Origin of the sequence: Citrobacter sp. Cf118 (assembly GCF_030334095.1) — a bacterium.
In the GTDB taxonomy this organism is placed as follows: domain Bacteria; phylum Pseudomonadota; class Gammaproteobacteria; order Enterobacterales; family Enterobacteriaceae; genus Citrobacter; species Citrobacter freundii.
In genome coordinates this window covers 54694-66634 of sequence record NZ_JAOWES010000085.1, presented here as the reverse complement: position 1 = coordinate 66634, position 11941 = coordinate 54694, and the positions used below count along the sequence as shown (strand labels likewise).

The window sequence follows — 11941 nt, the reverse complement described above, 5'->3', positions numbered from 1 at the left end:
TTAATTTTTAATAATAAAAAAGGAAGTGAGCAATGCGTAAACACCTGTTAGCGATCGTCGCGGCTTCAACGCTGGTTCTTGGTTCTTCTGCGTTTGCAGCCGATCTCGAAGATGACATGGGGATCCTCAACGACAACCTGAAAATTGTCGAAAAAACGGATAATGCGACTGAACTGAAAGACGCGTTAACCAAAATGCGTGCAGCCGCGCTGGACGCGCAAAAAGGTACGCCGCCGAAGCTGGAAAACAAATCCCCGGACAGCCCGGAGATGAAAGATTTCCGCCACGGCTTTGACACGCTGATCGGCCAGATTGACGGCGCGCTGAAGCTGGCGAACGAAGGTAAAGTTAAAGAGGCGAAAGCCGTTGCGGAAGAGCTGAAAACCACGCGCAACGAAAACCACAAGAAGTTCCGCTAATCTGCGCTATCCGGCCTGCATACCCGTAGGCCGGATAAAATCCCCCGCTACTGCACGTCCCATAAGTAAACGCTATCCCCATCACATTTTTTCATTTTTATCGTCCATTCATTGTTCGCACTTCCTTCCATTTTGCAGCCCACTCTTGCGATCTCAATCACATTCTTCCGGTGATAAATCGTGGTTCCAGCCCTTTTTGCGGCACAGATCACTATCGCTGCACACCTTTCCACTTCGAAGTGGAAAACAACTCGCTACAAACTTATAACCTCCGTCGCTAATTTACCCTCAGAGACATTAACGGGGTAAGACGAGTGAATAACGGAGCTGTAATGAATGACATGGGGGAATCGGTGGAACTGGCCGACCGCATGCTGGCGCAGGTGTATGCCTTGCTGCGTGAACGCAACATTATTCCCAACGCCGTACAGGAACAGATGCTGACGTCGCATGTTCGCGCCATGGCGCACCGCTCGGTAACGGGTGAACCCTTACCAGAAGTCGATGCCAGCTTGTTTGATGAAATATCTGCCGAGTCAATGGCGCTTGCCCGCGACGTGGTCGCCGAGTTTGGCAATCTTCCTGAGGAAGAGGCCTGGCTGCTGTCGGTGCACTTTGAAGTCGCGAAAGACAACCTTTAAGGAGAAAAAGATGGAACAGATTACCGTAGTGATTGGCGATCGTCTGGGTAAAGGCCAGAAAGTGGCGGCAGGCGTAGAGAAAGCGGGTGGCCGTGCCGTTGTGGTGCCGGGCGTTGCAGCAGATATGAAGCTGGGTGACGTGATGAAGGCGGAAAACGCCACCTTTGGTATCTCGTTTTGCGGCAGCGGTGGTGCGGGTGCGATTACTGCGCAGACCAAATACGGCTACAAAGCGAAATACGGCATGCGTTCGGTCGATGAAGGGGTAACCGCCATCAACGAAGGGTGCAACGTACTGGGATTCGGCTTTATGGACAAAGAAGAGCTCGGCGAGCGCCTGGTGCAGGCCTGGCAAAAGAAACACGGCGCTTAAGCATGAAAGAGCAATTCACCACCACGGTGAGAGTCACGGGTAAGGGCGAGACCAAAGCTCGCGCCTTTGCCGATGCCCTGAACCACGTTCAGGCTGCGGTGATGAAAGCGTCGCCGCATATCTTACTGCGTATTGAGCCACAGGATGTGCAGGTTGTTCAAGCGCGTGAATCGGTGCGTAAAGAGGCGTTTTTATTCCTCTTTTTGCGCCGGGAAAGACGCACTTTCAGCGTGGAGCTGGACGTGACCGTCAACGTGACTGCCATCAATCTCGACAAGGTGGATTTCGTTACGCAACGCTGATTTTCTATTAAAAGGCATAATTATGTTCCTGATAATATTAATAAAATCGCTCATCATCGGCGCGTTGGTTGGCGTTGGTGTCGGCGCTGGGGCTGCACGCATGTTTCATGCGCCTACCACTCAAGGGATGGGCGCGTTTCGTACTCTTGGAGAACTGAATTCCTGCGAAGGGGATCCGGCTTCTCACTTCTCGTTCGGTCTGGGCTTCTTCTTTAACGCCTGGGCTTCCTCCGTTGCGGCGGGGGCGTTCACTCAGGACGTCGACCATCGCATCATCCCCAACTGGGGTGCCGCCGCGCTGATGATTAAAAATCGCAACGTCGGTGAAACGCTGCACGATCCTAAGCGCATGGCAATTGCCTGCGGCGTTATCGGGATGATCGTGGTGACCTTCCTGAACCTCACTGCGTCATCCGTACCGGAAGCGCTGCAGGTTACCGCCGTCAAGGTGCTGGTGCCAGCGGCTAACCTGCTGGTTAACACCGTGATGCCGGTGATCTTCTGGCTGGCGGCGATCGACGCCGGTAAGAAATCCGGCTTCTGGGCCACCGTTTTTGGCGGCGCGGCGCAGTTGATCATGGGCAACGCCGTTCCGGGGCTGGTGCTCGGTATTCTGATCGGCAAAGGTGTTGAAGAAAGCGGCTGGAACCACGTCACGAAAGTGATGATGGTAGCTATCGTCGCGCTGTTTGTCCTGAGCGGCTTCTTCCGCGGTTTCGATATGAAGATGATCGAATCCTTCCATCTGACCGTGCCTAACTGGCTCGAACTTATCCACAACTCGCTCAGCGGCAAATAACGGAGGTCATCATGGAACAGAATAAAGGTTTTTGGTTCGCTGACTGGTCGTTCCCGATCTTCGTGGGCCTGCTCTCATCCGGCGTATTTGCCGGAACGCACATGTACTACCTGTACGGTATTGGCGCATTTAACGAAGTGGCTTTTGTGGCGATGCTGAAGGCGGGAATGGATACCGGCTCCTACGGGGCGGTGGCGGCATTTGGCGCAAGTTTCCTGTTTGCCCGCATCATTGAAGGTTCGCTGGTGGGGATTCTGGATATCGGCGGGGCGATTCAGACCGGGGTTGGGTTAGGCGTTCCGGCGCTGCTGTTGGGCGTGGGCATTATCTTCCCGGTCGCCAACTTTGCCGCCTCGCTGGTCACCGGTCTGGTGATTGGTCTGGCGATTGGCTACATCATCATTCTGGCGCGTAAGTTCACCATCAACCAGAGCGACTCAACCTACGGTGCGGACGTCATGATGGGGGCCGGTAACGCCTCCGGCCGCTTCCTCGGACCGTTGATTATCCTCAGCGCGATGACGGCTTCTATTCCTATCGGAATCGGTTCTCTGGCGGGTGCGCTGCTGTTTTATCTGTGGCAAAAACCGATTACCGGCGGGGCGATCCTTGGGGCAATGATCCTCGGGTCCATCTTCCCGATTGCCATTAGCTAACTGTTGATTTGCAGGCCGGATAAGGCGGTTACGCCGCCATCCGGCATAGGAGAGAGCGATGTTTGATTTACTCCTGCGCCGTGCGCGCCTCGTTGACGATACGGTGAGTGATATTGCGCTCAAAGACGGCAAGATCGCGGCGTTGGGCGACGTTGATGGCCCGGCGCTGAAAACCATTGAGCTGGGCGGCGAGTGCTACGTCAGCGCAGGCTGGATTGACTCCCACGTTCATTGCTACCCGAAATCCCCGATTTACCACGACCAGCCGGATAGCGTCGGTATTGCGACTGGCGTCACTACTGTGGTGGATGCGGGCAGTACCGGGTCGGATGACATCGACGATTTTTACACCCTGACCCGGGAAGCTGCCACCGAGGTGTATGCGTTGCTGAATATCTCTCGCGTTGGGCTTATCGCCCAGAACGAGCTGGCCAACATGGCCAATATTGACGCTGATGCGGTGCGAGAGGCGGTGAAACGCCACCCTGATTTTATCGTCGGTCTGAAGGCACGTATGAGTAGCAGCGTAGTCGGTGAAAATGGCATCACCCCGCTGGATCGCGCCAAAGCGATGCAAAAAGAGAACGGCGACCTGCCGCTGATGGTGCACATCGGCAACAACCCGCCGGACCTGGATGAGATCGCCGAGCGCCTGAGCGCGGGTGACATCATTACCCACTGCTACAACGGTAAGCCGAACCGCATTCTGACGCCGCAAGGCGAGTTGCGGGCGTCAGTGACGCGGGCGATTTCACGCGGCGTGCGTCTGGACGTTGGGCATGGCACCGCCAGCCTGAGCTTTGCGGTGGCAAAACGCGCTATTGAACTGGGGATTTTGCCACACACCATCAGTTCCGATATTTACTGTCGCAACCGTATCAGCGGCCCGGTGCATTCTCTGGCGAATGTGATGTCGAAATTTCTCGCCATTGGGATGTCGCTTCCGCAGGTTATTGAGTGCGTTACCGCCAATGCTGCCGACGGCCTGCGCCTGAAACAGAAGGGGCGACTGCAGGTCGGTCTGGATGCTGATTTAACCCTCTTTACGCTTAAGCGCCAGCCAACTGTGCTGGTAGATGCAGAAAACGACAGCCTGCAGGCTGAACAACTGCTGGTGCCGCTTGCCGCAATACGTGCGGGCAAGGGCTATATGACCGAACAAGGGAGCGCGGAACATGCCTTCGATTTTTGAGAAATACGATTTAAAACAGGTGATTAATACCTCCGGCCGCATGACGGCGCTTGGCGTTTCCACGCCGCGACCAGAAGTGGTTGAAGCCGCGATGGCCGGGATGAATCAATACTTTGAGATGAAAGACCTGGTGAATAAAACCGGCGACTACATCGCGAAATTGCTGGAAGTGGAAGGGGCAACCGTTGTCTCCTGCGCCTCGGCGGGGATCGCCCTGTCGGTGGCTGGCGTATTGGTTAAAGACAGCGACTGGCTGCTGGAGAACCTGCACGTCACGCCCATCGAGAACAACGAAATCGTGCTGCCCAGAGGCCACAACGTCAACTTTGGCGCTCCGGTGGGTACCATGGTGGCGCTTGGCGGCGGTAAGTTAGTGGAGGCTGGTTATGCCAACGAATGTTCCGCGGCGCAGCTGGCTGCAGCCATTACACCGCGTACGGCGGCCATTCTGTATATCAAATCTCACCACTGCGTCCAGAAAAGTATGCTCAGCGTGGAGCAGGCTGCGGTGGTGGCGCGTACGCATAACCTGCCGCTGATCGTGGATGCGGCGGCGGAAGAGGATTTGCAGTGCTACTACCGGGTTGGCGCAGATCTGGTTATTTATAGCGGCGCGAAGGCGATTGAAGGACCAACCAGCGGTCTGGTGATAGGTAAAACCCAATATGTTGAGTGGGTGAAGCGCCAGACGGCGGGAATTGGCCGGGCGATGAAGGTGGGGAAAGAGGGAATTCTTGGCCTGACCTGCGCTATCGAACTGTATCTGAACGCACAGAAAGAGAGTGGCGCGGAGATGGTCGAGAAAATGACGCCGTTCATTAATGCGTTGAACCAGCTTAACGGCGTGAGCGCCCGCGTGGTGTGGGATAGCGCAGGGCGCGACATCGCACGCACGGAAATTAAGTTTGATGAAGCGGTAACCGGGATCGCCACGGGCGAACTGGTTGAAGCCCTGAAACAAGGCGAGTACGCGATTTACTTCCGTGGTTACAAAGCTAACGAAGGCATTATCGAAGCCGATGTGCGCAGCGTCGATCGTGCGCAGCTGGAGATTGTGGCCCGTCGAATTGGTGAAGTGATTTCGCAGGAGAAAGAAGTATGAAACTGACCCCTAACTTTTATCGCGACCGCGTCTGCCTGAACGTGCTGGCAGGCTCCAAAGAAAATGCCCGGGATATTTACGCGGCGGCGGAAGGACACGTGCTGGTTGGTGTGTTGTCAAAAAATTACCCGGATGTCGCAAGCGCAGTAGCGGATATGCGTGAATACGCAGCGCTTATCGACAATGCGCTCTCCGTGGGGCTGGGGGCGGGCGATCCTAACCAGTCGGCGATGGTCAGTGAAATTTCCCGTCAGGTGCAGCCGCAGCACGTTAATCAGGTCTTTACCGGTGTGGCCACCAGTCGCGCACTGCTGGGCCAGCAGGAGACAGTGGTCAACGGTCTGGTCTCGCCAACCGGCATGCCGGGCAGGGTGAAAATCTCCACCGGTCCGCTGAGCAGCCAGACGCCGGACGGTATTGTGCCGGTAGAAACCGCGATTGCGCTGCTCAAAGATATGGGCGGTAGCTCGATTAAATACTTCCCGATGGGCGGCCTGAAATGCCGTGAAGAGTACATTGCCGTAGCGCAGGCCTGCGCCCGTCATGACTTCTGGCTGGAGCCAACCGGCGGTATCGATCTGGATAATTTCACTGAAATCCTGCAGATTGCCCTCGATGCCGGAGTGAGTAAAATCATTCCTCACATCTATAGTTCGATTATTGATAAGGTGAGTGGTAACACTCGTCCGGATGACGTACGCCAGCTGATGGCGATGACCCGGGCCTGCGTAGGCTAACTGACTGATGAGGAAACTGACGTGCGATTCCCCAACCAACGTTTAGCACAGCTGTTTGACATGTTGCAAAACGAAGCGCTTCCACAGGACGAGCTGGCGCAGCGGTTGTCGGTTTCCACACGCACCGTACGGGCGGATATCACCGCGCTAAACGCGCTGCTCACCCAGTACGGCGCACAGTTTGTCCTCAGCCGGGGTAACGGTTATCAGCTCAAAATTGACGACCCGGCAAGTTATAACACCCTGCAAACGCAGCAGCCTAACGCGTTGCTACGCATCCCTCGAACCAGCCAGGAACGGATACACTGGCTGGTGGTGCGTTTTCTGACGTCGGCTTTCTCGCTAAAGCTGGAAGATTTGGCTGATGAATGGTTTATCAGCCGCGCGACGCTGCAAAACGATATGGCTGAGGTGCGCGAGCATCTGCAACGTTATCATCTGACGCTGGAAACGCGTCCCCGTCACGGCATGAAACTGTTCGGCAGCGAAATGGCGATTCGCGCCTGTTTGACCGATCTGCTGTGGACGCTGGCACAGCAGGATCCGCAGCACCCGTTAGTGACGCAAGAAGCGCTGAATGCCGGGATCCCTGAGCAGTTACAGCCCGTTTTGCAGGACATTTTTGCCCGTTTCCATATTCGTCTGACCGATGAGGGCGAGCTGTTTTTACGCTTGTACTGCGCGGTGGCGGTACGGCGGATTAGCGAAGGGTATCCACTCCCGGATTTTGCCGCAGAAGAGGCCGATCAATCGGTGTGCCTGGCCACGCGGGAAATCGCGGCGGTATTGCACCGCCTGGCAGACAAACCGCTTTCCGTTTCCGAAGAAAACTGGCTACAGGTGCATATTGCTGCCCGCCAGGTACAAGAGATCGCGCCCAGTGCTATCAACGCGGATGATGACGAAGCGTTGGTCAATTACATCCTGCGTTTTATCAACACCCAGTACAACTACAACCTGTTGAATGACAAACAGTTACATGCTGATCTGCTGACGCATATTAAGACGATGATCACCCGCGTGCGTTACCAGATAATGATCCCCAATCCGCTGCTGGAAAATATTAAACAGCACTACCCCATGGCGTGGGACATGACGCTGGCTGCCGTCTCGGGATGGGGAAAATATACGCCGTACACCATCAGTGAAAATGAGATCGGCTTCCTCGTGCTGCATATTGGCGTCGGGCTGGAGCGTAGTTACAACATCGGTTACCAGAGACAGCCGAAGGTTCTGCTGGTATGCGATGCCGGAAATGCGATGGCGCGGATGATTGAAGCGGTGCTGGCGCGTAAGTATCCGCAGATAGAGATCGTCGATACCGTGACGCTGCGTGACTACGAACAGCGGGAAAGCATTAGCGAAGATTTTGTTATCTCTACCGCGCGGATCGGTGAAAAAGATAAGCCCGTAGCGATGATTGCGCCGTTTCCGACCGATTATCAACTCGAGCAAATTGGCAAACTGGTGCTGGTGGACAGAACCCGCCCGTGGATGTTGAACAAATTCTTCGATGCCGCCCATTTTCGTGTAATTGACGAGCCAATGGATCAACAAACGTTGTTCAAAACCTTATGCCGTCAGTTGCAGGATGAAGGTTTTGTCGACGCGGAGTTCCTTGATTCAGTGGTTGAGCGTGAGGCCATCGTCAGCACCATGCTGGGTGACAGCATTGCCCTGCCGCACGCCCTCGGTCTGCTGGCCAAGAAAACGGTGGTTTACACTATCCTCGCCCCGCAGGGCATTGCCTGGGGTGATGAAACCGCGCACGTGATCTTCCTGCTCGCCATCAGTAAAAGCGAGTACGAAGAAGCGATGGCGATCTACGATATTTTCGTCACCTTCCTGCGTGAACGCGCCATGACGCGGCTCTGCGCATGCCGGAATTTCACCGAGTTCAAAACGGTCGCCATGGAGTGCGTGAGCCGTTTTTGATAGGCGGATAACAGAATGTTTACCGCCTGAAAATTAACGCAAATGATGCACAACCTGGTTGCTGCTACCTCGCCAGATCAGCGCCGGGTCTTTAAGATCCTGCACGTATTTGCCATCGACCAGTACGTTGATGAGATCGACCACCTGCATTTGCGCGGCGTTGAGTTCATCGAGCTTGTAGCCGGTCCACACCCAGATATCTTTGCCGGGGCACTCAGCGCGAACGCGCTGCACTAGTTGCAGGATTTCCGGCACGTTTTGCGGATGTAGCGGATCGCCACCGGAGAGCGAGATCCCCTGACGCTTGATTCGCGTATCGTTCAGATCGGCAATGATCTTGTCTTCCATCTCTTTGGTAAATGGCTCGCCGGAATTGAGCCGCCAGGTGCTTTTGTTATAGCAACCGGGACATTCATGCACGCACCCGGACACAAACAGCGTGCAGCGGGTGCCGGGGCCGTTAACGATGTCGACGGGATAATATTGGTGAAACCTCATTTTTGCTTCTCATCCGCTTATCAATTCCCGCCATAGCTGCGTTAGCTGCATTCGTGCGCCCGAGTCACTTACTTATGTAAGCTCCCCGGGACCCACTCATTTGCTGCCTTGCTATGACGTGAATTGCGTTGCGGAAAAAATGGCCCGAAAAGCATCGCATTGCCGGGCAATAATACTGTCGAAATTAACCTATCTGCCCATTACCCAAATGCTTAACGCGGCGCTTCACTTCTTCCTGCTTACCGGCGTTAAACGGACGGGCGTCCGGGCTGCCTAAATATCCGCAGACGCGGCGGGTGACCGACACGCGCGCGGCGTCGTGGTTACCACATTTCGGGCAGGTAAAGCCTTTGCTGGTGCACTCGAACTCACCGGTAAAGCCGCACTCGTAGCATTCATCAATTGGCGTGTTGGTCCCGTAATACGGCACGTGCTGATAGCTGTAATCCCAGACGTCTTCCAGTGCTTTCAGGTTGTGCTGAATATTCGGGTATTCGCCGTAGCAAATGAAGCCTCCATTCGCCAGCGGCGGGTATGGCGCTTCGAAATCGATCTTGTCGTACGGGTTAACCTTTTTCTCCACGTCGAGGTGGAAGCTGTTGGTGTAGTAACCTTTATCGGTCACGCCTGGCACCACACCAAACTCGGCGGTATCCAGACGGCAGAAACGATCGCACAGGTTTTCGCTCGGCGTGCTGTACAGGCTGAAGCCGTAGCCGGTCTCGTCTTTCCACTGATCGACTGCCTGACGCAGGCGTTCGACAATGGCGATAGCTTTGGCGCGAAGCTGCTCGCTGTCGTACAGATGTTTGTCACCAAACAGTGCGTTAATGGTTTCGTGAATGCCGATGTAACCCAGCGAGATAGACGCGCGGCCATTTTTAAAGATTTCTGACACGTCATCGTCCGCTTTCAGACGCACGCCGCAGGCACCTTCCATATACAGGATTGGCGCCACGCGGGCTTTCACGCCTTCCAGACGCGCAATGCGGGTCATCAGCGCTTTACGTGCCAGCACCAGTCGATCGTCGAGCAGTTTCCAGAAGGTGGCTTCATCGCCGTGGGCTTCCAGCGCGATACGCGGCAGGTTGAGGCTGATAACGCCGAGGTTGTTACGCCCGTCGTGAATCTGTTCGCCGTTCTCGTTTTCCCACACGCCGAGGAAGCTGCGACAGCCCATCGGCGTTTTGAACGAACCGGTCACTTTCACTACCTGATCGTAGTTCAGGATGTCCGGATACATACGCTTGCTTGCGCACTCCAGCGCCAGTTGTTTGATGTCGTAGTTCGGATCGCCAAACTTGTGGTTCAGGCCGTCGCGAATGGCGAACACCAGTTTCGGGAACACGGCGGTTTTACGATTTTTACCGAGGCCCGCAATGCGATTACGCAGAATGGACTGCTGGATCAAACGTGATTCCCAACTGGTTCCCAGGCCAAAACCGAAGGTGACGAACGGCGTCTGACCGTTAGCGGTATGCAGGGTATTCACTTCATACTCGAGAGACTGGAATGCGTCGTAGCACTCTTTCTCGGTACGGGAATGCGCATAACCGTCGGCATCCGGGATCTGCCACTCTTCAGCGGTTTTGCGATGCTTGTTAAAGCTCTCGGTCACGAATGGTGCGAGAACTTCGTCAATACGGTTAATGGTGGTACCGCCATAAATATGGCTGGCAACCTGCGCGATAATTTGCGCGGTGACGGCCGTCGCGGTGGAGATGGATTTTGGCGGCTCAATCTCCGCGTTACCCATCTTAAAGCCCTGCGTCAGCATGCCTTTCAGGTCGATCAGCATGCAGTTAAACATTGGGAAGAACGGAGAGTAGTCGAGATCGTGATAGTGAATATCACCACGCTCGTGCGCCTGGACGACATCACGCGGCAGCAGGTGCTGACGCGCATAGTGTTTGGCGACGATACCGGCCAGCAGGTCACGCTGGGTCGGGATCACTTTGCTGTCTTTGTTGGCGTTTTCGTTCAGCAGAGCAGAGTTGGTTTGCTCAACCAGACCACGAATTTCCTGGTTCAGACGGCCACGCTTTTCACGCTGGATATCACGGTCGTGGCGATATTCGATGTACGCACGGGCGAGTTGTTTGTACGGACCAGACATCAGCTGGTTTTCTACCGCTGTCTGGATCTCGTTGATATCGACCTGGCTGCGCTCATTCATCTGGCTACTAACGACTTCTGCGACGGTGGCACAGTAATCTGCGTCATCGACTCCCGCTGCTTTAGCTGCACGCAGAATGGCTTCTTTGATGCGCTCTGATTTAAACGGCACTTTACAGCCATCTCGTTTCATCACATGCGGTGTCATGATCACTCCATATTTATAAGAACAGGTTATCCACAGAGGTTGGGGAAGCGGCCATGGCTTTATTCATCTCTATTGCCAATGACTTCCCGCAATCCTGACCCACTTTATCCACAATTTCACCGTAAAGCGGTGCACTGTAGTTGTAGCAATTGTAGTCGATTAATACAACATATTGGGTCGGCGTGCATTTTAAGTTCTATATGTAGTGATTTGCATCAAGGATGTTTACGATTTATTTGATGTAGCGCAAAGTAAAAATCGGAGCGTACAGATGACGGGCAGTACAGCGATTGTAAATTGTGGGCAGAAAATTCTGATTAATTATTCAACAAAAACAGTAGGGTAAAGCCGGGCAGGCATCTGCTGCCCGGAACACACTATGACGACAGCGACTGCATCCAGTGGATACCTGCATTAATGAAGGCTGCCGAGGCGACGAGACCCAGAATGAGTGGTACAAGGTAACTGCTCTTCACGCGGTTTTCTGGCACTTCCTGAGCTGGTGTCGTTCCAGTCGAGAGCAGCGCCAGTACTTCTTCGGCAGACGTAGCGTTAAGCATGGCGTTTCGCATCTCATCCTCAACCAGCGACGAGGTGAGCTGGGTGAGCAGTTGCATATGCGTTGTACCCGCTTCATTTGGCGGGATCGCCAGCAGGAACACTAACCGTACTGGTTCAGGTCCTTCAAGACCCGGCCACAGTATTGGCTCGGGAAAAAGGGCGACGCAGAACGACGCCTGCACGACGGAATCACATTTTCCGTGAGGGACGGCCAGCTCTTCTCCCAGCGCGGTCGGTCCTTCATTTTCACGGCGCAGAACGCTGTCAATAAAAGCGTCTTTATTGGTAATGAGTCCGCATTCAGACAATGCTGAAGACATATACCGGATGATCGCATCGGGGGACGATTGCGGCGGATCGATAAAAATTAACGCCTGACGAGTCAGTGTGGACAATTCCATGT

Annotated in this window: 13 protein-coding genes; 10 read left to right on the top strand and 3 right to left on the bottom strand. The window is 54.6% G+C overall.

The annotated features are described in order from the left end of the window. Positions 1 to 32 precede the first annotated feature (32 nt). The 10 genes from cybC to OGX67_RS13440 all read left to right on the top strand — a co-directional run bounded on the left by cybC (position 33) and on the right by OGX67_RS13440 (position 8156). On the top strand, positions 33 to 419 hold the full coding sequence (cybC, locus tag OGX67_RS13485) for a cytochrome b562 (protein WP_003025756.1): 387 nt from the start codon (positions 33 to 35) through the stop codon (positions 417 to 419). Between the two features lie 332 nt (positions 420 to 751). Next, complete coding sequence (locus OGX67_RS13480; RefSeq protein WP_003025758.1) at positions 752 to 1060, top strand: glycine dehydrogenase; 309 nt, start codon at positions 752 to 754, stop codon at positions 1058 to 1060. Positions 1061 to 1070: 10 nt separating this feature from the next. Beyond that, positions 1071 to 1433 (top strand): SFCGS family glycine-rich protein, encoded by a 363-nt coding sequence (locus OGX67_RS13475; protein ID WP_003830384.1) that lies wholly within the window; start codon positions 1071 to 1073, stop codon positions 1431 to 1433. Between the two features lie 2 nt (positions 1434 to 1435). Continuing rightward, the gene (locus OGX67_RS13470) at positions 1436 to 1735 is read left to right on the top strand and encodes a DUF4312 family protein (protein WP_003025762.1); all 300 of its coding nucleotides are present in this window, start codon (positions 1436 to 1438) and stop codon (positions 1733 to 1735) included. Between the two features lie 22 nt (positions 1736 to 1757). Continuing rightward, the gene (locus tag OGX67_RS13465; protein WP_003025764.1) at positions 1758 to 2534 is read left to right on the top strand and encodes a DUF4311 domain-containing protein; all 777 of its coding nucleotides are present in this window, start codon (positions 1758 to 1760) and stop codon (positions 2532 to 2534) included. Between the two features lie 11 nt (positions 2535 to 2545). After that, positions 2546 to 3190, top strand: coding sequence for a DUF4310 family protein (locus OGX67_RS13460; protein ID WP_257651290.1), 645 nt, complete (start codon positions 2546 to 2548; stop codon positions 3188 to 3190). Between the two features lie 58 nt (positions 3191 to 3248). Then, a complete protein-coding gene (locus OGX67_RS13455; RefSeq protein WP_032948404.1) occupies positions 3249 to 4382 on the top strand; it encodes an amidohydrolase/deacetylase family metallohydrolase in 1134 nt (377 codons plus the stop codon). Next, positions 4366 to 5484, top strand: coding sequence for a DgaE family pyridoxal phosphate-dependent ammonia lyase (locus OGX67_RS13450; protein WP_048219848.1), 1119 nt, complete (start codon positions 4366 to 4368; stop codon positions 5482 to 5484). Before OGX67_RS13455 ends, OGX67_RS13450 begins: the two co-directional genes overlap by 17 nt. Beyond that, a complete protein-coding gene (dagF, locus tag OGX67_RS13445; RefSeq protein ID WP_048216922.1) occupies positions 5481 to 6221 on the top strand; it encodes a 2-dehydro-3-deoxy-phosphogluconate aldolase in 741 nt (246 codons plus the stop codon). Before OGX67_RS13450 ends, dagF begins: the two co-directional genes overlap by 4 nt. 21 nt (positions 6222 to 6242) lie before the next feature. Continuing rightward, complete coding sequence (locus tag OGX67_RS13440; protein ID WP_061548941.1) at positions 6243 to 8156, top strand: BglG family transcription antiterminator; 1914 nt, start codon at positions 6243 to 6245, stop codon at positions 8154 to 8156. Positions 8157 to 8189: 33 nt separating this feature from the next. Here OGX67_RS13440 and nrdG read toward each other — a convergent pair whose 3' ends face one another. The 3 genes from nrdG to OGX67_RS13425 form a co-directional block, all read right to left on the bottom strand. Then, the gene (gene nrdG / locus OGX67_RS13435; RefSeq protein ID WP_106902705.1) at positions 8190 to 8654 is read right to left on the bottom strand and encodes an anaerobic ribonucleoside-triphosphate reductase-activating protein; all 465 of its coding nucleotides are present in this window, start codon (positions 8652 to 8654) and stop codon (positions 8190 to 8192) included. 184 nt (positions 8655 to 8838) lie between these two features. Beyond that, complete coding sequence (gene nrdD, locus OGX67_RS13430; protein WP_003025782.1) at positions 8839 to 10977, bottom strand: anaerobic ribonucleoside-triphosphate reductase; 2139 nt, start codon at positions 10975 to 10977, stop codon at positions 8839 to 8841. A 377-nt stretch (positions 10978 to 11354) separates the two neighbouring features. Beyond that, positions 11355 to 11939, bottom strand: coding sequence for a fructose PTS transporter subunit IIA (locus tag OGX67_RS13425; protein WP_139935055.1), 585 nt, complete (start codon positions 11937 to 11939; stop codon positions 11355 to 11357). Positions 11940 to 11941: the final 2 nt, after the last annotated feature.

What these genes read in the sequence shown, in the direction of transcription:
- OGX67_RS13475 (WP_003830384.1), top strand. Translation starts at nt 1,071, where the DNA reads ATGGAACAGATTACCGTAGTGATTGGCGATCGTCTGGGTAAAGGCCAG.
- nrdG (WP_106902705.1), bottom strand. Translation starts at nt 8,654, where the DNA reads ATGAGGTTTCACCAATATTATCCCGTCGACATCGTTAACGGCCCCGGC.
- OGX67_RS13470 (WP_003025762.1), top strand. Translation starts at nt 1,436, where the DNA reads ATGAAAGAGCAATTCACCACCACGGTGAGAGTCACGGGTAAGGGCGAG.
- OGX67_RS13465 (WP_003025764.1), top strand. Translation starts at nt 1,758, where the DNA reads ATGTTCCTGATAATATTAATAAAATCGCTCATCATCGGCGCGTTGGTT.
- OGX67_RS13480 (WP_003025758.1), top strand. Translation starts at nt 752, where the DNA reads ATGAATGACATGGGGGAATCGGTGGAACTGGCCGACCGCATGCTGGCG.
- OGX67_RS13450 (WP_048219848.1), top strand. Translation starts at nt 4,366, where the DNA reads ATGCCTTCGATTTTTGAGAAATACGATTTAAAACAGGTGATTAATACC.
- nrdD (WP_003025782.1), bottom strand. Translation starts at nt 10,977, where the DNA reads ATGACACCGCATGTGATGAAACGAGATGGCTGTAAAGTGCCGTTTAAA.
- OGX67_RS13460 (WP_257651290.1), top strand. Translation starts at nt 2,546, where the DNA reads ATGGAACAGAATAAAGGTTTTTGGTTCGCTGACTGGTCGTTCCCGATC.
- OGX67_RS13425 (WP_139935055.1), bottom strand. Translation starts at nt 11,939, where the DNA reads ATGGAATTGTCCACACTGACTCGTCAGGCGTTAATTTTTATCGATCCG.
- dagF (WP_048216922.1), top strand. Translation starts at nt 5,481, where the DNA reads ATGAAACTGACCCCTAACTTTTATCGCGACCGCGTCTGCCTGAACGTG.
- cybC (WP_003025756.1), top strand. Translation starts at nt 33, where the DNA reads ATGCGTAAACACCTGTTAGCGATCGTCGCGGCTTCAACGCTGGTTCTT.
- OGX67_RS13455 (WP_032948404.1), top strand. Translation starts at nt 3,249, where the DNA reads ATGTTTGATTTACTCCTGCGCCGTGCGCGCCTCGTTGACGATACGGTG.